The sequence below is a fragment of the Mycobacterium sp. genome (assembly GCF_049647605.1).
Classification (GTDB): domain Bacteria; phylum Actinomycetota; class Actinomycetes; order Mycobacteriales; family Mycobacteriaceae; genus Mycobacterium.
This window is the reverse complement of sequence record NZ_JBARXZ010000176.1, coordinates 14,744-34,733: the sequence shown is the minus strand read 5'-3', so window position 1 is coordinate 34,733 and position 19,990 is coordinate 14,744. Positions and strand designations below refer to the sequence as shown.

Genomic DNA, 19,990 nt, shown 5'->3' with positions numbered 1-19,990 from the left:
GCACTGATCAGCGCTTCGAGCGCTCTGGTTGTGGTCGGGTGCGGGTTCTCCCCGCCGGCCCCGCCACCGTCGGCTGCAGGCGGCTGCGCCGGGGCCGACAGCCCGGCACCCGACGTCATCGCGGCCGCGATCGCGACCCTGCCCGCCGGCCCGTGGGTCGAGACCGCCCGGGGCCATGCCGACGACTGCCGCCTGCAGTGGGTATTGACCACGGTCGACGGTGGGACGGCGTCGTCCCCGCAGCAGGTGCTGTTCTTCGACCGCAACACCCCGCTCGGTACGCCGACATCGGATCCCAGGCCGTACATCACAGTGCTGCCGTCGGGCCCGGAAGCCGTGCTGGTGCAGTACCAGTGGTTGGTCGGTGACGAGCCCAACTGTTGCCCGACGGGCTTGGGCACCGTGCGCTTCCGCATCGGCGCGGGCGGCGGGCTCGAGGCCCTCGACCCGATTCCGGATCCCTGACGGCTCACAGCCACAGATAGAGGCCCGAGAGCCCGGCCCACAGCGCCAGGCAATACCCCTCGAACGCCACTCGCAGCGGAATCGGTGCGTGCCGCAGTTCCATGAAGTCCAGGCCGACCAGACGCACCTTGATCGCGGCGATCGCCAGCACCACCACGGCGATCATCGATCCGGTGCCGTGGTCGGCCCCGACAAGCGCTGACGCCAGCGTCGCGGCCACCAGGATCAGCCAGCTCGTCCCGGCGCGGTTGCCGACGTAGTGCAGGGCGTTCATCAGCTCACCAGGTACAGCAGCGGGAACAGGACGATCCACAGCAGGTCCACCAGATGCCAGAAGCAGCCGCCGCCTTCGATCAGTGCCATCCGGGTGGCGCTGAGTTCGGTGCGCCGCGTCTGGGTCAGCAGCAGCGCCAGCACCGTGATGCCGACGCACACGTGGAACAGGTGTAGACCGGTGAGGATGAAGTAATACATGTAGAAGTTGCTGGTGCCGGGTCCGAAGCCGGCGGAGGCCAGGGCGACGTACTCGTAGATTTTCAGCGCGGCGAACAGCACGCCGAACCCGATGGCGGTGGTGACGGCCCGAGCGGCCAGGGCGGTGGCCCCGTCGCGCAGCGCGCCCAGGTACACCACCACACACAGGGAGCTGGTCAACAGCACCAGGGTGTTGATCAGCCCGATGTCCAGGTGCAGGGTCTGGCGTCCGGCATCAAAAACCTCTGGTGCTCCGGCACGTTCGACCAGGAACGTGCCGAAGAACACCGCAAACACCAGCATGTCGCCGAAGAGGAACACCCAGGTGCCCTGCTCGCCGGGGGTGCGCCGCCGAGTCTGCGCCGTTGTGGTCACGACGCGGCGGCCGGCGTCGGCTCCGACTGCCGTTCGGCGCGCTGCTGGGCGCTGATCCCGCGCAGCAGCACATAGGTGGTGGTGAACATCCACAGCGTCAGGGCCAGCCCCGGGATGTAGAACGCGAACACCCCGTGCCAGGCCAGCGGGCCGTCATTGAAGACCACCACCACACAGCCGGGCAGTGACAGCAGCGCCACCCACAGGTTGAAGTAGCCGTACCAGCGGGGGAACGTCGGCGGATCGCCGGCATCGGTGAACGACGCGATGGCCAACGAGATGTTCTGCACGACAATGGTTCCGACGATGCCGATGAACATCAGCCAGAACGCGTCGTTGAGAGCCTGGGTGATCTCCACGGGCCGGGTCTCGGGCCGGAACGCCGCGGCGGCCATGATCAGGAACGGAAACAGCAGTGCCGGAACAAAAATGGTGGCGGCGAAGAGTTGGGTCATCGACAGCATGCCCCACTGGCCTTCGGCGCGACGGATCCGCAGGACCAGCGTGGCCAAAAACGGCAGTGCGATCACCGCGGTGAGGATGCAGCCGGCGACCCCGAGGCGGATCAGGATCTTGTTGTCGATGTAGAAGCCGGCGATGTCGTCGGCGGACGCCACCGGTGACAGCGGCGGGAACATCTTGGCGACCCCGGAGAAGCAGGTGCCGTAGAGCACCAGCATGACGGTCCCGCACCATGCGCCGATTCGCTGCAGCCTCAGCTCCACGGCGCTGAGGCTACTGCGCGACCCCACCGGTTATGGCAATTTTGCCAAAAGTGATGGCGCTATTCGGGCAGGTTCTCCGGGTGCAGCATCTCGGCGTACCGCAGCTGTTCGGGGATCCCGAAACCGTCGACCAGCAACTCGGCATGAGGGCGCAGCTTGCGGCAGCGGTCGTTGATACCGCGGGTGACGGCCTTGGCCCGTTCTGTGGACAGGAACCGGTGTTCGACGAACCAGGCCTTGTCGTCCTCGATGACGCTGAGGGCGTAGAGGTCGCACACCAGGCCCAGGATCTCGCGGGCGTCGTCGTCCTCGCAGGTTTCGATACCGGCGACAAACGCCTCCAGGATGATTCGGTCGATGTGTGCCTTCGCCGCGTGCAGCACGTGGTCCTGTACCGCGTTGAAGGCGTCGAACGCCGACATTTCCTTCGACTTGCCCTGCAGCCGTCGGGCCACCGAGGCGATGATGTACTCCTCGCGGTCTTCGAACATCTTGACCTGTGTACCGCGGTTGAAGAGGCTGCCTTCCTCCTCGTTGTCCTGGCGGGAGTCCAGGACGGTCTGGATGATCGTCTCGGCTGCCGTACGTTTCATCACCCGCTCGCCGGCGAAGTTGGCGGCAAAGCGCACCCACTCCACCGGGCTCATGCCCTTGATGTCGTCGGCGTACGCGGTCAGCAGCTCCTTCGCCACCAGCTGGGTGAGCACGTGATTGTCACCCTCGAAGGTGGTGAACACGTCGGTGTCGGCGCGCAGTGCGATCAGCCTGTTCTCGGCGAGATAGCCTGCGCCACCGCAGGCTTCGCGCGCTTCCTGGATGGCGGTGCTGGCATGCCAGGTACTGGCCGCCTTCAGTCCCGCCGCCCGCGACTCCAGTTCACGCTGCTCCTCGGCGTCGGGGTTGTCCGAAGATTGCAGCTCGTGACACCGGGCCACCAGCTCGTTCTGCGCGAACTGCAGGGCATAGGACTTGGCGATCAGCGGGAACAGTCGGCGCTGGTGCACCAGGTAATCCATGATCAGCACTTCGTCGTCGTCACCCGGTGCGTTGAACTGCTTGCGCTGCAACGCATAGCGGGTCGCGATGTCCAGCGCGACCCGGGCCGCGGCGCCGGCGCTGCCCCCCACGGTCACCCGGCCGCGGATCAGGGTGCCCAGCATGGTGAAAAAGCGGCGTCCGGGGTTTTCGATCGGGGAGCTGTAGGTGCCGTCGGCGGCGACGTCGGCGTAGCGGTTGAGCAGGTTGTCCCGCGGAATCCGGACCTGGTCGAAGATGATGCGGCCGTTGTCCACTCCGGGCAGCCCGCCCTTGTAGTGGCAGTCAGAGGTGGTGATGCCGGGTAGGTCGTTGCCGTTGTCGTCGCGCAGCGGCACGACAAAACAGTGCACGCCGTGGCCGGTGCCATCTGGTGTGATGAGTTGGGCGAAAACCGCTGCCACGGTGGCCGTCTGCGCCGCGCCGCCGATGTAGTCCTTGCGTGCCGACGGGGTGGGCGAGTCGATGATGAACTCTTCGGTCTTCGGATCGTAGGTGGCCGTCGTTTCCAGGGACTGCACATCGCTGCCGTGGCCGGTCTCGGTCATGGCAAAACAGCCCAGCAGGTCGAGGTTGATGATGCGTCGGACGTAGGCCTGATGGTGGCGTTCGGTCCCCAGGTTCTCGATCGCTCCGCCGAACAACCCCCACTGCACACCTGCCTTGACCATCAGTGACAGGTCACTCATCGCCAGCATCTCGATCCGGGTGACCGCGGCGCCCACATCGCCGTTGCCGCCGTGCTCCTTCTTGAACCCGTCCTCGGCGGCGCCGTGAGCGGCCATGATGCGGAGCTGTTCGGCCACTTTGGTGCGGGCGATGACCGTGTTCGGCGTGTAGTGCGGTCTGAAGATGTCACCGGAGAGTTCCTTGCGCACGGCGTTCTTGCAATCGCGCCAGCGGCCGTCGAGGGCGTCCCGGAGATGCTCCGCAGTGGTGGTCATGTTCAGACGGTAGCCCGCCGTCGGCCGAGTCAAACTGTGATGCCGCAAACAAGTCCGGCCCCGGCCACTCCGGTGGCGTTAAATGACGGCATGACTGAGCAGATCGGCCTGCCTCACGACTTCGACCACACCCACTCCGATGTCAGCGGCGGGTGGTTGCGTGCGGCCACCTTCGGGGCGATGGACGGGTTGGTGTCCAACACCGCCCTGATCGCCGGTGTGGCCGCCGCCGCCAGTGCCGAGGCCGTGGTGCTGGCGGGTGTGGCCGGTCTGCTGGCCGGCGCGTTCTCGATGGCACTCGGGGAGTACACGTCGGTGACGACGGCCAACGAACAGGTCGACTCGGAGGTCAGGGTCGAGCGGCGCTCGATTCGGGGCAACCCTCAAGGCGAGAAGGCCGAGTTGGTCTCGATGTTGATGAAGATGGGGCTGACGGAACCGACCGCCAAGCAGGCCACCGAGGAATTGCACCGCGACGAGGCGCAGGCCACCAACTTCCACCTCGTCCAGGAACTCGGTGTCGATCCCAACGAAAAGCCCTCACCCTGGGTGGCCGCGGGGTCGTCCTTCGTGATGTTCGCGATCGGCGCCATCATTCCGCTGCTGCCGTTTCTGCTCGGTTACCCGTCGCTGTGGGCGGGCCTGGTCTGCGGCGGGGTGGGTCTGCTGATCGCCGGGGGGCTGGCGGCCAAGTTCACCCGTAAGCCGTGGTACTGGGCCAGCTTGCGGCAGCTGGTTTTTGGTGGTGTTGCGATCGCGGCCACGTATGTTGTCGGGCATCTCATCGGCGTGGCCGTCGGCTAGTCCCGGCGCAGCTCAGCTGTTCTGAGCGATCTCCAACATGCGTCGCATCACGCCGACCGCGGTGCTCAGGGCGTCGCGCTCCTCGGCGCTCAGCTGCGCCAGGACCGGGTCGATCACCGCCGCGCGGTCCACTCGCGCCTGCTCGAGTACTTCGCGACCGCGTTCGGTGATCCGGATCAGGACGGCCCTGGCGTCGCCGGGGTCGGCGGTGCGGGTGACCAGGCCGACGTCTTCGAGGCGTCGCACCTGGGTGGTCATCGTGGGCTGTGAGCAATGGTCCAGTTCGGCCAGATCCGAGATCCGCGCCTCACCTCGGTCCTCGACGGTTGACAACAGCCGCGCCTGTGCCCAGGGCAGGGGCAGCTGAGTTCGCTGGGTCGCCAACCTGTTCAATCGCGCCACAACGCTGAGGAAATCAGCCCCCAGGCCGGTAGTGTCGGGACCCACAGACGTCATGACCGACAGAGTACATAGCAATGCTATGCATTTCAATCTGTCAGCTGGCTGGCAGTATTGAGGAATGATCTCGAGCCCCCCGGCCGCTGAGCCGAGTCCGGCAAGGTCATTGCGTCCCGCGGAAACCGCACAAGCAGCCGTGATGGCCGCACTGTGTGCCGCCACCGCGATCATCGCCGTTGTCGTCCCGTTCGCCGCCGGGTTGTCCCTACTGGGGACGGTCCCGATGGCGCTGCTGGCGTATCGCTACCGGATCCGCGTACTGATCGCCGCGGCCGTCGCCGCGGGCATCGTTGCCTTCCTCATCGCGGGCATGGGCGGGTTCATGACGGTGTTCAACTGCGCCTACATCGGGGGGCTCGCCGGCATCGTCCGACGTCGGGGCCGCGGCACCCCCACGGTGGTCTTTGCCTCATTCATCGCCGGCGTGCTGTTCGGATTTTTTGTCATCGGGGCACTGCTCATCCTGTCCCGGCTGCGTCACCTGATCTTCGCCTCGATGACGGCCAACGTCGACGGCACGGCGGCGGTGTTCGCCCGGATTCCCGGTTTCGAGCAGGCGTCGCAGGATTTCAAGGTCTTCTTCCAGACTGCGCTCAGCTACTGGCCGTGGTTGATGATGGGCTACTCCATCTTCGCGATCATGTTCGTCTCGCTGCTCGGCTGGTGGGCGCTGTCGAAGGTGCTGCACCGCCTCCGTGGCGTGCCGGACGTTCACAAGCTCGATCTCGTCGAGGAACCCGGCGTCCCCGGTCCGGTCCCGGCGCACTTGCGTGACGTCTCGTTCCGGTACCCGCAGGCCGAACACGACGCGCTTCCCCGGACCAGCCTCGATATCGGCGTCGGCGAGCATGTTGCCGTGGTCGGCGCCAACGGCTCCGGCAAGACCACACTCATGCTGCTGCTGGCCGGCCGCACACCCACGGCGGGCACCATCGAGCGTGCCGGGGTGGTCGGGCTCGGCCGGGTGGGTGGCACCGCGGTGATCATGCAGCACCCGGAGAGCCAGGTGCTGGGCACCCGAGTCGCCGACGACGTGGTGTGGGGTCTGCCGCCGGGCACCCAGACCGACGTGGATGGCCTACTCGGTGAAGTCGGCCTGACCGGGATGGGGGAGCGGGACACCGGTGGCCTGTCCGGCGGGGAGTTGCAGCGCCTGGCGGTCGCCGCCGCGCTGGCCCGCGAACCGGCGCTGCTGATCGCCGACGAGGTGACCAGCATGGTGGATCAGGCCGGCCGGGAGGGACTGCTCGAGGTGCTCTCCGGGCTCACCGAACACCGTGAGATGACGCTGGTGCACATCACGCACTACAACAACGAAGCCGACACCGCCGACCGCGCCGTCGATCTCAGCGCTTCGCTGGACAACCGGGCCATGGTCGAGACCGCCGCTGCCCCCGCCGCCACCGTGGCCAACGGCGCGGGACGCATCGTCGGGGAAGGCCGGACCCCTTCAGGTACCCCGGTGCTCGAATTGGACCGGGTGAGCCACGAGTACGGCACCGGCACCCCGTGGGCCAAACCGGCGCTGCACGACATCAGTTTCACCGTGCACGAGGGCGACGGCGTGCTGATCCACGGCGGTAACGGCTCCGGTAAATCGACGCTGGCCTGGATCATGGCCGGTCTGGCCGTCCCCACGTTCGGTACCGCGCTCGTCGATGGTTTACCGGCGCACGAGCAGGTGGGGTCGGTGGCGCTGTCGTTCCAGGCGGCGCGGCTGCAGCTGATGCGCGCCCGCGTCGACCTCGAGGTGGCATCGGCGGCCGGTTTCTCGCATCGGGACCGCGCGCGGGTGGTGGCCGCACTGGCCGCCGTCGGCCTGGATGCCGCATTGGCCCGGCGTCGCACCGACCAGCTTTCGGGCGGCCAGATGCGGCGAGTGGTGCTGGCGGGTCTGTTGGCCCGCAAACCCAAGGCGTTGATCCTCGACGAGCCGTTGGCCGGTCTGGATGCCGAGAGTCAGGCCGGGCTGCTGCGGCTGCTGGAGGATCTGCGCCGCAATTCGGGCCTGACCGTCGTGGTGATCTCCCACGATTTTGTGGGCCTGGAAGACCTGTGTCCGCGCATCCTGCACCTGCGCGACGGTGTGATGGAGCCGGCGGCGACGCCGGCGGGAGGGATGGCATGACGTCTGTGCCGCGCAACAAGACACCGCGGTCGGTGGTGCTGCTGCGCCCGGTGCCCGGCGACACCGTCATCCACCGGCTGTGGGCCGGCACGAAGCTGATCGTGGTGTTTGTGCTCGGGGTGTTGATGACGTTCTATCCAGGTTGGGTTCCGATTGCACTGGCGGCGCTGCTGGTGTTCGTGGCCGCACGGCTGGCCCGGATCCAGCGTGGGGTCTTGCCGTCGGTGCCGGTGTGGCTGTGGATCTTCCTGTTCGTCGGGGCGTTGACGGCGTCGTTCGCCGGTGGTGCGCCAGAGATTGCGGTCGGGTCGGTGACCGTCGGGCTCGGTGGGCTGTTGAACTTCCTACGGATCACTGCGCTGTCCATCGTGCTGCTCGGGCTGGGTGCCATGGTGTCGTGGACCACAAATGTTGCCGAGGTTGCACCCGCGGTCGCCACTCTCGGGCGTCCGTTGCGACGGCTTCGCATTCCGGTCGACGAGTGGGCGGTGACGCTGGCATTGGCGCTGCGGGCATTCCCGATGTTGATCGACGAGTTCCGAGTGCTGTTCGCGGCGCGGAAACTGCGGCCACGCCCGCTGCTGAAGACACGGCGGGAGCGGCGGCGGCGCTGGGCATCGGACCTGGTGGATCTGCTGGCCGCGGCCATCACCGTCAGCTTGCGCCGCGGCGACGAGATGGGCGATGCCATCTCCGCGCGCGGCGGCACCGGTCAGATCTCGGCGGCGCCGTCCAAACCGGCGCGACGTGACTGGATCACGTTGGTGATCGTGGCGGTGGTGTGTGCGCTGGCGTTGGTGGCCGAACTGACGGTGCTGGGTACCAGCTCGTCCCGCTGACCGAATTTTATTCGCCACCAACTGGACCCCAGGCTTCCGAGCGTGAGTTCGAATTGGGCTGCCAAGGGGTCGCGAGGGTGGCAGGGTGGGCCGATGGCAATGCAGGAACAAGACGCGCAGCGAACGGTGTTCGGTCATCCGATCGGCCTGACGAACCTGTTCGGTGTCGAGTTGTGGGAGCGGTTCTCCTTCTACGGGATGTTGACCATCCTGGGCTACTACCTCTACTACTCGGTGACCGACGGAGGCCTGGGCTTGCCGCAGGCCACGGCCACCGGCATCGTCGGTGCGTACGGCGGCCTGGTCTATCTGGCCACGGTGCTGGGCGGCTGGGTCGCCGACCGGCTGCTCGGTATGGAGCGCACGGTGTTCTACGGCGGCATCGTGGTGATGGCCGGGCACATCGCGCTGGCGGTACTGCCCGCGATGGCCGGTGTCGGCGTGGGTCTGACGTTGGTGGCTCTGGGTTCGGGCGCGCTGAAAGCGAACGCTTCGTCGCTGCTGGGCACCCTGTACGCCAAGGATGACGCTCGCGCTGACGGCGGGTTCACCCTGTTCTATCTCGGAATCAACCTGGGCGCGTTTGTCGGCCCGCTCATCACCGGCTTGTTGCAGACCCGGGTAGGTTTCCACGTCGGTTTCGGAGCTGCCGCCGTCGGCATGGCTCTGGGGCTGGCCCAGTACGTGGTGTTCCGTCGCAATCTTGGCTCCCACGGCCGGGAGGTGCCGAACCCGTTGCCGCGCAGCGCGGTCATGAAGACGGTGGCCGTAGTGGTCGGCGGCGTGGTTGTCGTCGCCGCTGTCATCGCCCTGGGCTGGGTGACGTTGGCGAACATCTCGCAGGTGACCACCGGTGTCATCGTCATCGCGGCGATCAGTTACTTCGTGATCATGCTGGGTAGTGCCCGGGTGACCGACGTCGAACGGGTCAGGCTGCGTGCCTTCGTTCCGTTGTTCATCGCCAACGCGGTGTTCTGGTCGCTGTTCCAGCAGATCTTCACCGTGCTCGCGGTGTACTCCGACAAGCGGATGAACTGGTCGATCTTCGGTTGGACCGCACCGTCGAGCTGGGTCGGCTCCTTCGAGCCGGTGTGGGTGATCGCGCTGTCACCGTTGTTCGCGATCATGTGGACAAAGCTGGGCAGCCGGGCCCCCACAACTCCCCGGAAGTTCTCCTACGGTGTCATCGGCATGGGGCTGGCGTTCCTGTGTTTTGTGCCGCTGGCCGGTATTCCGGGCCAATCGGTGCCGGCGCTCATCGTCTTCGCGATCCTCGCCGTGTTTGCCATCTCGGAGCTGCTGCTGTCGCCGATCGGACTGTCGGTCACCACAAAGCTTGCGCCCGTTGCCTTCCGGGCGCAGATGATGGCGCTGTACTTCTTGTCCGTGGGTTTGGGGACCTCGATGTCGGGGGTGCTGTCGGGCTATTACGACCCGGCCAACGAGGTTGCCTACTTCGGCACTCTGGGCGCCGTCACTGTGGCTGTCGGCGGCATCACGTTTGCCATCGCGCCGTGGATCAGCCGGCACATGGAAGGTGTGCACTGACAACAACACCCGATCGGCCGGCTGCCCGGGGCCGTCAGGTCAGGGCGTGATCACCGTTTTGTCGTCGAGGTCGCCGGTCGCCGAGACCAGCGCCGGGGCGTCGACCTCGGGCCCGCTGGCACGTACCCGCAGCAGATACGATCCGCCCGGAGACTTGATCACCAACGTCTTCTGCGCAACCAGCGACTTGACGCCGTTGTCGTCGAACATGCCGCCGATCTGATGAGCCTGTAGCCCGCCGAGTTTGCCGTCACCGCCGGCGCCCATGCCTTCGTATCCGGGCAGGTTCTCCAATTCCCCAGGGGCGTACTGGAAGATCGTCGGCATCGAGACGTCCTCGCTGAGTTTGGTCAGCGTGGCCTTGATGATCGGCGGGTTCGCCGGTGCGCTGGCCTGTATCAGCGTGACGGCCCAGAACGGGTCGCCGGGCACGTCGATGGCCGGCTCCCAACCTGCCGGGGTGGACATCTGGATCGTCGGGGCGCCCGGGTCGCCGGGGCGTGCCGGGGTTTCGGTGATGCCTTCGCTCTTCAGATACTCCGAAATCGACATCGTCGGCGGTGCTGCCGGGGTCGGCGACGCCGTGGTCGGTGCCGGAAGGTCGGTGGACTCCGGTGCTGCCGAGGAAGAAGTGACCTCCGACGCGCTGGTGGCCTCTCCGGTGTTGTCGGAAGAACCGCATCCGGCGAGTCCCAGTACGGCAACGGTGGCGGCGAGTCCGACGATCGTCTTCGAGTTCACGCCTGACAGTTTAGGGGCGCCGCCGCCCGGGGCGGCCGAACTCTGAACGTGTCAGACGCACTCGCCGGCGTGGGCCTCGAAGCAGTCCGGGCACACCGGCGGTAGGCGTGGTTCCGACCGGGCGGCCGGTGCGGCCGCCGGCTTTGCGGCGGAGCGCCGGGACCGGGTGGGCGCCGGAGACTGGTTGATGTCGGGGTTGATCTCCTCGAGCCGGCGCAGCCGCGCCGTGGCGAAGTCTGCCAGCTCCGGTGACACCGGACGCTTCAACAGGTCCCGATAGGCCATGGCATTGGTCCTGGCCGCGGTTCGGCTGGCCGGAATGGTGCCGACCAGCAGGTGCTGCAGGCTCTTCATCAACGCCTGGACGTTGTCGGCGCCGGTCCGGTGAGCCGAGGCGATCTGCTCGGCGGTGAGTCCGTCCTCGATGCCGCGGAACACCTCGCCGTGGCTGAGGCCGGTTCCGCCGCTTCGCAGAAACTGTTCGATCTCGGTCCGCAATTCGGGTGTCAGGTCGGTGGCCATCGCCGCCCAGTTTTTCACACCCGGGCACCGCCGTGTCGACCGCGCATTGGTTACGGTGGGAAACCGTGAGTGATCGCTCCGTTGACCCCGCCTTCTTGGACCTGCCCCGCCGCGCGCTCGCCGACGCAGCACTGAGCGCCGCGTTGCAGGCCGGCGCCAGCTACGCCGACCTGCGTATTCACCGAATCACCGACGAGAACATCGCGCTGCGGGACGGTGAGCTGGAAAGCGCGGTGGAGAACCGTGAGATCGGCGTTGCGGTCCGGGTGATCGTCAACGGGACCTGGGGGTTTGCCTCGCACGCCGAACTGTCGCCGGACGTGGCCGCCGACACCGCCCGACGGGCCGTTTCGGTGGCCACCGCATTGGGCCCGCTCAACACCGAACACATCGATCTTGCCGCCGAACCCGTGTATCGCGACGCCACCTGGGTGTCGAGCTACCTCATCGACCCCTTCGATGTGCCGACGGCGGACAAGATCGGAGTGCTCCGCGAGCACTCGGGGCGGCTGCTGGCCGCCGACGGGGTCGACCATGTGTCGGCGGGTATGCGCGCGGTCAAAGAACAGACCTTCTACGCCGACACCTTCGGCTCGTCGATCACCCAGCAACGGGTGCGGGTGGAGCCGGTGCTGGAGGCCATCGCCGTGGATGCGGCCGCCGGCTCGTTCGAATCGATGAGCACCTTGGCGCCGCCGTACGGGCGGGGCTGGGAGGTGCTCGCCGGCGACGACGTGTGGAACTGGACCGACGAGCTGGCGCAGCTTCCGGTGCTGTTGGCCGAGAAGGTCAAAGCGCCTTCGGTGGTGGCCGGTCCCACCGACCTCGTGATCGACCCGACCAACCTGTGGTTGACGATCCACGAATCCATCGGCCACGCAACCGAATACGACCGGGCCATCGGCTACGAGGCCGCCTACGCGGGGACGTCGTTTGCCACCCCGGACAAGCTGGGGACCATGCGCTACGGCTCACCGGTGATGACGGTGACCGCCGACCGCACCGTCGAGCACGGCCTGGCCAGCATCGGGTACGACGACGAAGGTGTGCAGGCCCAGAGCTGGGACCTGGTGCGCGACGGGATCTTTGTCGGCTACCAGCTGGACCGGGTGTTCGCGCCGCGGCTCGGGCAATCACGGTCCAATGGCTGCTCGTATGCGGATTCGCCGCACCATGTGCCGATCCAGCGGATGGCCAACGTATCGCTGCAGCCGGCCGCCGAGGACATTTCCACCGCGGACCTGATCTCCCGGGTCGAGGACGGGATCTACATCGTCGGTGACAAGAGCTGGTCGATCGACATGCAGCGCTACAACTTCCAATTCACCGGGCAGCGGTTCTACAAGATCCGCGATGGCAGGCTCGACGGGCAACTGCGCGATGTCGCCTACCAGGCCACCACCACTGATTTCTGGAATTCGATGGAGGCCGTGGGCGGTCTGTCGACCTGGGTGCTGGGCGGGGCGTTCAACTGCGGCAAGGCGCAGCCCGGGCAGGTGGCGGCGGTCAGTCACGGCTGTCCGTCGGCGCTGTTCCGCGGTGTGAATGTGCTCAACACCCGTACCGAAGGGGGCCGCGGGTGATGAGCCACGGCCGGACGAGCATGCCGCGTAGTGCAGAAAGTGAAGCAGCAGTGGACAGGAGTGGCCGATGATTCCCGCGCCGAAGGTCATCGACATCGCCCTGGCCGCCGCCGGTCAGGGCAGCGGTGCCGACGAGACGATTGTGCTGGTCACCGATGTCACCGATGCGTCGCTTCGCTGGGCCGGTAATTCGATGACCACCAACGGGGTGGCGATCAGCCGGTCGACGACGGTGATCTCTGTTGTCCGGCTAGGCGACACCGCACACGTCGGCTCGGTTCGGTCCACCGATGTCGACCCCGACAACATCGGCGTGCTGGTGACCGCGGCGCAGCTGGCCGCCCGGTCTGCCCCCGAGGCCCGCGACGGTTTCCCGTTGCTGGTGGATTCCGGTGAGCCCGAGGACTGGGATGAGCCTGCTCCGGGCACCGGCGCCGAGGTGTTCGGTTCGGTCGCCGATGCGCTGGCCCGGGGGTTCTCCGGTCCCGACCAGCTTTACGGTTTTGCCCACCACTTCGTAGAGACGACGTGGCTGGCGACCTCGACGGGAGTGCGGCGCCGGTTCACCCAGCCGACGGGCACCGTGGAGATCAACGCCAAACGCGGCGACGCCAGCGCATGGGCCGGGGTCAGCACACCGTGGTTTGTCGACGTGCCTACCGACCAGCTACTCGAAGACTTGCACACCCGACTCGGATGGGCCTCGCGCACAGTCGAATTGCCTGCAGGTCGATATGAGACGCTGATGCCGCCGTCGACGGTGGCCGACATGATGATCTATCTCGGCTGGTCGATGGATGGGCGCGGCGCCCAGGAAGGCCGCACCGCACTGTCGGCGCCCGGTGGCGGGACCCGGGTGGGTGAGCGGCTCACGGATCTGCCGCTGACCCTGTACTCCGATCCTGTTGAGCCAGGCCAGGAATGTGCGCCGTTTGTGTACACCGGCAGTTCCTCGGATCGGATCTCGGTGTTCGACAACGGGGTGCCGATCCCACGGGTGGACTGGATCCGTGATGGGGTGATCAACGCGCTGGCTTACCCGCGGGCGCTGGCCGCCGAGTTCGATGCGCCGGTGGCGATGCCGGCGACGAACCTGATGATGTCCGGTGGTACCGCGCAGTTGGCGGACATGGTTGCTGCGACCGAACGCGGACTGCTGCTGACCACCTTCTGGTACATGCGCGAGGTCGACCCCACCACACTGTTGCTGACGGGGCTCACTCGCGATGGTGTGTACCTCGTCGAGGACGGGCAGGTCACCGCTGCCGTCAACAACTTCCGGTTCAACGAGAGCCCGCTGGATCTGCTGCGCCGCGCCACCGAAGCGGGCGTAGCCGAACCCACCCTGCCACGCGAGTGGGGTGATTGGGCCACTCGCGCCACCATGCCGAGCCTGCGGATCCCCGATTTCCACATGTCGTCGGTGAGCCAGGCCCAGTAGTCCGCCCGGTCCCGTTTCCGTCTCATCGCTTTGGGTATAGCCCTTTAGCACCAGAGCCCAGGGAGGGGATCGATGAGGACATCAGCCAGGACCGGATATGCCCTGTTCGCCGGCGCCGCCGCGATGACACTGCTGGTCGGATGCGGCAGTAGTGGCGACACCGACGAGACGACCACAACCACCGACACCACGTCGGAGATGACAACCACCACGACCACGACCACGGAAGCCCCTGTCACCACGACCGGCACCGAGGCTCCGCTTCCACCCGGAGGTGAAGGCGGCATGCCCGGTGGTCCGACCGGTGGTGGCGGTCCTGAAGGCGGTGGTGGCACCATTCCCGGTGGTCCGACCGGTGGCGGCGGTCCTGAAGGCGGTGGTGGCGGCATACCCGGTGGTCCGACCGGTGGCGGCGGCCCTGAGGGCGGCGGCGGCACCATTCCCGGTGTCGGCGGCGGTAGCGGCGGCCCTGAAGGTGGCGGCGGCTGTGTCGGTGACGTCTGTATAACCGTCCCCGCCCCGTAACCACTCACCACCTCCGCGACCGCGCGGGTCTGTACGGCAACACGCCGTAAACCGCGTACAAATCTGCGCGCTCGCGGCAGGCTGGGGCGGTGATCTCTGAGTTCACCGCCCTCCGGGCACTGTCGCCGACCGCGCTCGCCGACGTCAATGCCGCGGTGCGCCAGACCTGTGCGGCGACGCTGGGCCTGGCTCCGTTGCCAGCCGATGCCATCCCGGCTGCGGATGCAGCTGTGCTGGCGTTTGCCGAACAATTCAGCGTCGACGTCTCGGTGCTGAGCGCCGAGCAGCGATCGGCCTTTCTGGCGGCGACCGGTGACACCGCGTTTGCGGTGGCCGCGCTGATCTTCGTCGCCGACTTCGGGCCGCGGGTGTTGGCCGGTCTGTCCGCACTGGGGTTGACCGTGCCGCCGGCGCCCGAGCACTGGGATCAGCACACCGATCCCGGTGACCTGCTGCTCAACGGCTTCGCGCCGGCAGTGGCGCAGCTGGCGACCCTCGATCCCGTGACCACCGAAATCGTCCGATTGCGGGGCGCGGTGCAACACAACTGCCGATTGTGCCGGTCACTGCGCGACGGGACCGCGCTCGACGCCGGCGGGTCCGAGACGCTGTACGACGATATCGCGCACTACGAGGCGTCGGATCTGTTGAACAACCAACACAAAGCGGCACTGCGTTATGTCGACGCCCTGATCTGGACACCGGCGCACATCCCGGTGCAGACCGCCGGCGGGGTACGCACCCATTTCACCGATACACAAGCCACCGAGCTCACCTTCGACGTCATGCGCAACGCCTGCAACAAGATTGCGGTGGCGTTCGGCGCCGACACCCCGCGAGTGCCGGAAGGCACCGAGCGGTATGTCATCGGTGCTGACGGGCAACCCGTGTACCGCTAGAAATCGAGGTCGTTGTAGATCTCGCGTAATACGGTGGGCAGCAAGGCATTTGCGGTGGTTTGCCCGTCCGGTGACAAGGTGAGGTTGGTCCAGATCGCCAGCGTCACCTCATTGGCCGGGTCATGGCCCATGAACGAGTTGAAACCAGGCATCTCGCCGCCGTGGTAGTACATCGCCGCGTGTGGCCCGAACTGCTGGTGGGCGATACCGTACCCGTACTTCTTCCCGTCGGGATCCGAAGGCTCCTCCGGGATCAGGCTATCGAGCCACAATTGTTGATATTCGGGTCCGAATACATTGCCGGACACCAGACCCCGTATCCAGACAGCCAAGTCGGCGGCGGTCGAGATGGCCCCGCCGGCTGCGGTGGCATACGACGAATTCTGGTGCGTGTAGTCCACCGGACGCAGCGTCCCGGCGTGCGCGGCCGCCTGGATGTCCTCGGGATAGTCAGAATCCGTCAGCGCATGAGATGTTCCGCCGTACATATAGCCATGTGAATAGGGGACGGGCAGACCGGTGTCACCGGCGTCGGGCAGCGTCGTGTTGTCCAGGCTCAGGGGTGCAAACAAGCGTTCCCGGAATTGCACGTTCAGCGGTCGTCCGCCGACCTGCTCGGCAACCAGGCCCAGCAGTGCGTAATTGGTGTTGCTGTAGTCGTATTCGGCGCCTGGGGTGAACCGCGGCGGCCGCTGGTAGGCAAATGCCAGCACCTCTTCGGGGGTCCAGGACTTGGCCGGGTCGGCGTCCAACGCGGCGGCCAGTTCGGGGGCGTCGGTGTAGCCGTACAAGCCGCTGCGCATGGTCAGCAACTGGGCAAGGGTGATGTTCTCGCCGTTCGGCACACCGGGGACATACTTTGTGATGGGGTCGTCGAGAGCCAGGACGCCGTCTTGGGCCATCAGCACGATCAGTGCGGCGGTCATGGTTTTGGTGTTCGACGCGATCCGGAAATGTGTATCGGCCTGTGGCGGAGTCCGAGCATCGAGCTCGGTGGTGCCGACGCCGGCGGTGACGGTGCCCGCTGGGGTGCGTACCAGCACCAGTGCCCCCGGCACCAGCATGTCCCGCGCCGCGGCATCGACAACGGCCTGTAGCCGAGCCGGGTCGACGGACCGTAACGCCGACGCGGGCTCTGCGGCCGCGGTCGGGGCGCAGGCCAGGATCGCGACACAAGCGGCGGCCGTCATCAGTCGCAGGCGCGACCTCATGGTCGTCATCAGCCAGACACCTACTTCGCAGGTCGAGTGGTGTGCGCAGTGTATCGCCGTGCTGCCGGTGGTAACGCCGATTCGTTCCGGGGCGATAGGGAGTTTGCCGAAAGCTCAGCACGAACCTGTCACCGGTGTCATCCTGATGCCGCTCTCTTCGGAAGCCCGGGGTGTTCGATCCGAGAGTCACGATCACTGACGGGGCGTTCCTTCGAGGGGGAGTCATGCGCGCAGCGGTACATGTTGGTCGAGCGGGCGGTCTGGCCGTTGCGCTCGGGGTGGGGTTTGCGGTGGTCGCGGGCGCTGGTGTCGCCACAGCCGATACCACGGACAACGATTCGGATTCCAAGCCACGAACGTCGGAGCACTCGGCGACGACGAAGAAGCGCACCGAGACACGGACATCGGAGCGCCCCGGGCCCTCGGGATCGGCGGCCAAATCTGCCGACAAAGACGACAAAGACGACAAAGACGACAAAGACGACAACGACGACAAACACGACAACAAAGCCGACGGCGGCACGGTCACAGACGACGACAAAGGCAGCACCACAGCGAAAAAGCCCACCAAGGCCGGCAACAAACACGCCGGCAAAGACGCCACCACCGAAACCGCCAGTGGCACGGCGCCCCTCGACAAGACTGAATCTGACAAGTTATCCACACCGGCGGTGAAAACCACCGAAGCCACCAGGATCTCGCGACGCACCGACGCGAAACTGGCCAAAGAGACACCTGTGGCGGAGCCCGCGGAACGGCAGGTCTCACCCACGCAGAGCCCGCAGGTCACCGAAACACCTTCTGTGAGAGCGGCAATCGACACCACCCCGAAAATCGTCGAGCCGGTGCGCGTCGTCACGGTTGACACCGTGATGGCACCAGCGCAGTTGGTGACCCAAGACGTCAGCAGCGTCACGATCGACGCGCCGGCGCCGGTTCGTGCGCCGGCCCCGCAGCAGTCGTCGCTGTTGATGGCGCTGCTCACGCTGGGCACTCGCCGCGACACGGAAGCCCGCACCCTGACCACCGACACCGCCCGCACTGCCACCGCGCTGACCAGCCCGGTCCCCAGTGCTGCCGTCACCATCCCGGCCACCACCCGGGTCGGCTGGCTCACCGGCGCGGGCAGTATCAACGACACCGTGAAGCGGTTCGGCATTGCGGGTACCGACGTCGGCGTCATGTGGGACAACGGCATCACCAAGGACAACCCGGCCACGGCGATTGTCGAGCAGCGACAGGTGCTCATCGCGTTCGGCGACACGTTCAGCGGTGCCGGGATGACCGGAGTGTGGCGCAACAACGTGCTGTTGCGCAGCGCTGACAACGTGCTGTCCAACGGTCTGTACGTGCCAGACGGCATCATCCACGATCCTGGCGCCTACAGCGGGTCGCCGATGACCAACCCCAGATTCTCGCGGGAGATCATCGGTAAGTACGGCTACGCCGTCGGCTCGGAGGTGACGATCATTCCGACGGCCGCCATTTCGGTTCCGGGCGCCGGCGTCGGTGGTGCAACGCGCCAGTACGTCAACTTCATGTCGGTGCGCTCCTGGGATACCCCGGGGCGCTGGACCACCAATTATTCGGGCATCATCTGGTCCGACGACAACGGACAGAACTGGACGGTGGTGCCGGCCTCGGGTATTCGCCCCGCTGCCGCCGGGCGTTCGACCAGGCCGTTTGTCAACGGCAATCAGAACTTTCAGCAGGGCGCCTACGTCAAACCCCCGGCCGGTTCGTCGGATGCGGCGGCGGGCTGGGTGTACTCGTACGGCACGCCCGCCGGTCGCGGCGGCACGGTGTATCTGTCGCGGGTCAACGACAAGCAGATCCTGGACCAGACCAAATACGAGTACTGGAACGGCACGTCCTGGGTGAAGAACAACCCGGCGGCGGCCAAGCCGATCCTGCCGGGCACCACAACCAGCAGCTTCTTCGGTCTGGTGAAGAACACCACCTACCCGAGCGCCGGTGAGATGTCGGTGCAGTACAACCCGTATCTGAAGAAGTACGTGATGCTCTACACCGACAGTGGCGACAATGTGGTCATGCGGACGTCGTCGACGCCGCAGGGCACCTGGTCAGCACCGAAGACGCTGGTGACGTCCTCACAGTATCCGGGCCTGTACGCGCCGATGATCCATCCGTGGTCGGGGTCGTCGCTGTTGAAGAAGGAGGACGGCACGGACGAGGATCCGCAGATGCTGTATTGGAATCTGTCGCAGTGGAACGAGTACAACGTGGCGTTGATGCGGACCGATCTGAGTCGGGTGTAGCACCTCGGGGCGGCGCGACGATAGGGGAGATATGAAGCGTGTGGCGGTTGTGGCGGTTGCGGTGACGGCGTTGGCGCTCGCACCGGTGGCGGCGGCTGAACCTCAGCCCGGCACTGCGTGCCCGGCGCCCGAGGCGTTGACCAAGCTGCCGGATGCGACGGTGCTCACCTGCACGGGCGGCACGTGGACGCCGTTTGGCGGCCCCTATCCCTACGGCGACACCTGGGTCAGCGACGTCGCCGGAATCACCCTGCACGGGCAGGGACTGCGCAATCCCGAGATCATGTCGGGTGCGTGGACGGGGACACCGTTGGATCCGGCAGCGGTGTGCGGGGCGCAGCAGGCTTCGGTGGTGGCCGCCGGTGAGGTGGGACCCGAGGAGACGGTGACAGGTGATCCCGGTCAGGTGCTCGACTTTCAGGTGTTGCCAGTGGTTTTCAACATCACTCTGACCGGTGACTGTCTGTGGCAGAAGCGTTGAAGTTGATTGTCACGGTATCGGCGACCCGCAGCGAGCCCATCATCATCGAGTACGGCTTGATTCCGAAATCTGACTGACGCACTTCGGTGCGGCTCGACACTTTGTGTCCAGTGACCGCCACCTCGACGATGTGCCGGTGGCGCCGGCCGCAGATCTGCAGTTCGCCGGTGATCCGGTACCCGGTGTCGGTGGCCTCGATATCGGTGGAGGCGAAAGTGATATGCGGAAAGCGCTTCGCGGACAGTGTTTTCAGTGCGTTGGAACGTGCCACCAGGCGCTCGGGTGAGGTCATGGGGGTGAGGCCGCCGGCACCGCTGTCAACGTGCAGGGAGTTGACGTCCGTGGTCAGGGTGAGTGCCGACGGCCGCTCACCCTCCCAGCTCAGCGAGGCGTGCCAGGACTGGACCTCGATGGTCAGTCGGTGGCCCATCCGGGCGGCGGCACCGTCGACCCCGGTCAGCACCTGCAAGGTTCCCGTGCTGCTGTCGAAGACCGTCATCGGCGTTACCGTA

General features: G+C 66.5%; 20 protein-coding genes. 11 read left to right on the top strand and 9 right to left on the bottom strand.

Annotated elements, in window-relative coordinates; genetic code table 11:
- Positions 1-465 (top strand): LppP/LprE family lipoprotein (locus WBB07_RS22540; protein ID WP_526310721.1); only part of this gene is annotated, 465 nt, incomplete at its 5' end.
- A gap of 4 nt (positions 466-469) precedes the next feature.
- Here WBB07_RS22540 and WBB07_RS22535 read toward each other — a convergent pair.
- From WBB07_RS22535 to WBB07_RS22520, 4 genes are all read right to left on the bottom strand, one after another.
- Complete coding sequence (locus tag WBB07_RS22535; RefSeq protein WP_526310719.1) at positions 470-739, bottom strand: cytochrome C oxidase subunit IV family protein; 270 nt, start codon at positions 737-739, stop codon at positions 470-472.
- Positions 739-1,242 (bottom strand): cytochrome c oxidase subunit 3, encoded by a 504-nt coding sequence (locus WBB07_RS22530; RefSeq protein WP_526310729.1) that lies wholly within the window; start codon positions 1,240-1,242, stop codon positions 739-741. The genes WBB07_RS22535 and WBB07_RS22530 overlap by 1 nt, the downstream gene beginning before the upstream one ends.
- 68 nt (positions 1,243-1,310) lie before the next feature.
- Positions 1,311-1,994, bottom strand: a complete 684-nt coding sequence (locus WBB07_RS22525; protein ID WP_526310727.1) for a hypothetical protein — start codon at positions 1,992-1,994, stop codon at positions 1,311-1,313.
- A gap of 104 nt (positions 1,995-2,098) precedes the next feature.
- Complete coding sequence (locus tag WBB07_RS22520) at positions 2,099-4,018, bottom strand: acyl-CoA dehydrogenase family protein (protein ID WP_526310717.1); 1,920 nt, start codon at positions 4,016-4,018, stop codon at positions 2,099-2,101.
- Positions 4,019-4,108: 90 nt separating this feature from the next.
- On the opposite strand from WBB07_RS22520, the gene WBB07_RS22515 reads away from it, so the two are divergent.
- Positions 4,109-4,822 (top strand): VIT1/CCC1 transporter family protein, encoded by a 714-nt coding sequence (locus WBB07_RS22515; RefSeq protein ID WP_526310715.1) that lies wholly within the window; start codon positions 4,109-4,111, stop codon positions 4,820-4,822.
- A gap of 12 nt (positions 4,823-4,834) precedes the next feature.
- On the opposite strand, the gene WBB07_RS22510 is transcribed toward WBB07_RS22515, so the two are convergent.
- A complete protein-coding gene (locus WBB07_RS22510) occupies positions 4,835-5,278 on the bottom strand; it encodes a MarR family winged helix-turn-helix transcriptional regulator (RefSeq protein ID WP_526310713.1) in 444 nt (147 codons plus the stop codon).
- A gap of 64 nt (positions 5,279-5,342) precedes the next feature.
- Here WBB07_RS22510 and WBB07_RS22505 point away from each other — a divergent pair, with 64 nt between their 5' ends.
- The 3 genes from WBB07_RS22505 to WBB07_RS22495 all read left to right on the top strand — a co-directional run bounded on the left by WBB07_RS22505 (position 5,343) and on the right by WBB07_RS22495 (position 9,796).
- A complete protein-coding gene (locus WBB07_RS22505; protein ID WP_526310711.1) occupies positions 5,343-7,409 on the top strand; it encodes an ATP-binding cassette domain-containing protein in 2,067 nt (688 codons plus the stop codon).
- On the top strand, positions 7,406-8,248 hold the full coding sequence (locus tag WBB07_RS22500) for an energy-coupling factor transporter transmembrane component T family protein (protein WP_526310709.1): 843 nt from the start codon (positions 7,406-7,408) through the stop codon (positions 8,246-8,248). Before WBB07_RS22505 ends, WBB07_RS22500 begins: the two co-directional genes overlap by 4 nt.
- 93 nt (positions 8,249-8,341) lie before the next feature.
- Positions 8,342-9,796 (top strand): peptide MFS transporter, encoded by a 1,455-nt coding sequence (locus WBB07_RS22495; protein ID WP_526310707.1) that lies wholly within the window; start codon positions 8,342-8,344, stop codon positions 9,794-9,796.
- Between the two features lie 39 nt (positions 9,797-9,835).
- Here the strand turns inward: WBB07_RS22495 and WBB07_RS22490 are convergent, their stop codons facing one another.
- Together WBB07_RS22490 and WBB07_RS22485 are read right to left on the bottom strand one after the other, a co-directional pair.
- Positions 9,836-10,537 (bottom strand): LpqN/LpqT family lipoprotein, encoded by a 702-nt coding sequence (locus WBB07_RS22490; protein ID WP_526310705.1) that lies wholly within the window; start codon positions 10,535-10,537, stop codon positions 9,836-9,838.
- 51 nt (positions 10,538-10,588) lie between these two features.
- Positions 10,589-11,077 (bottom strand): hypothetical protein, encoded by a 489-nt coding sequence (locus WBB07_RS22485; RefSeq protein WP_526310703.1) that lies wholly within the window; start codon positions 11,075-11,077, stop codon positions 10,589-10,591.
- Positions 11,078-11,124: 47 nt separating this feature from the next.
- Here WBB07_RS22485 and WBB07_RS22480 point away from each other — a divergent pair, with 47 nt between their 5' ends.
- The 4 genes from WBB07_RS22480 to WBB07_RS22465 all read left to right on the top strand — a co-directional run bounded on the left by WBB07_RS22480 (position 11,125) and on the right by WBB07_RS22465 (position 15,507).
- Positions 11,125-12,642, top strand: a complete 1,518-nt coding sequence (locus tag WBB07_RS22480) for a metallopeptidase TldD-related protein (protein ID WP_526310701.1) — start codon at positions 11,125-11,127, stop codon at positions 12,640-12,642.
- A gap of 67 nt (positions 12,643-12,709) precedes the next feature.
- Positions 12,710-14,083: a metallopeptidase TldD-related protein gene (locus tag WBB07_RS22475; protein ID WP_526310699.1), complete on the top strand. Its 1,374-nt coding sequence runs from the start codon at positions 12,710-12,712 to the stop codon at positions 14,081-14,083.
- 72 nt (positions 14,084-14,155) lie between these two features.
- Positions 14,156-14,608, top strand: coding sequence for a hypothetical protein (locus WBB07_RS22470; protein ID WP_526310697.1), 453 nt, complete (start codon positions 14,156-14,158; stop codon positions 14,606-14,608).
- Positions 14,609-14,700: 92 nt separating this feature from the next.
- Positions 14,701-15,507, top strand: a complete 807-nt coding sequence (locus WBB07_RS22465; RefSeq protein ID WP_526310725.1) for a carboxymuconolactone decarboxylase family protein — start codon at positions 14,701-14,703, stop codon at positions 15,505-15,507.
- Here the strand turns inward: WBB07_RS22465 and WBB07_RS22460 are convergent.
- Positions 15,504-16,727, bottom strand: coding sequence for a serine hydrolase domain-containing protein (locus WBB07_RS22460; protein WP_526310695.1), 1,224 nt, complete (start codon positions 16,725-16,727; stop codon positions 15,504-15,506). The genes WBB07_RS22465 and WBB07_RS22460 overlap by 4 nt on opposite strands.
- 215 nt (positions 16,728-16,942) lie before the next feature.
- On the opposite strand from WBB07_RS22460, the gene WBB07_RS22455 reads away from it, so the two are divergent.
- Complete coding sequence (locus WBB07_RS22455) at positions 16,943-18,997, top strand: DUF4185 domain-containing protein (protein ID WP_526310693.1); 2,055 nt, start codon at positions 16,943-16,945, stop codon at positions 18,995-18,997.
- Positions 18,998-19,028: 31 nt separating this feature from the next.
- Positions 19,029-19,478 carry a hypothetical protein gene (locus WBB07_RS22450; protein ID WP_526310691.1) on the top strand — a complete coding sequence of 150 codons (450 nt, stop codon included), beginning with the start codon at positions 19,029-19,031 and terminating at the stop codon, positions 19,476-19,478.
- On the opposite strand, the gene WBB07_RS22445 is transcribed toward WBB07_RS22450, so the two are convergent.
- On the bottom strand, positions 19,441-19,977 hold the full coding sequence (locus tag WBB07_RS22445) for a YceI family protein (RefSeq protein WP_526310689.1): 537 nt from the start codon (positions 19,975-19,977) through the stop codon (positions 19,441-19,443). The two genes, WBB07_RS22450 and WBB07_RS22445, sit on opposite strands and share 38 nt — an antisense overlap.
- Positions 19,978-19,990: the final 13 nt, after the last annotated feature.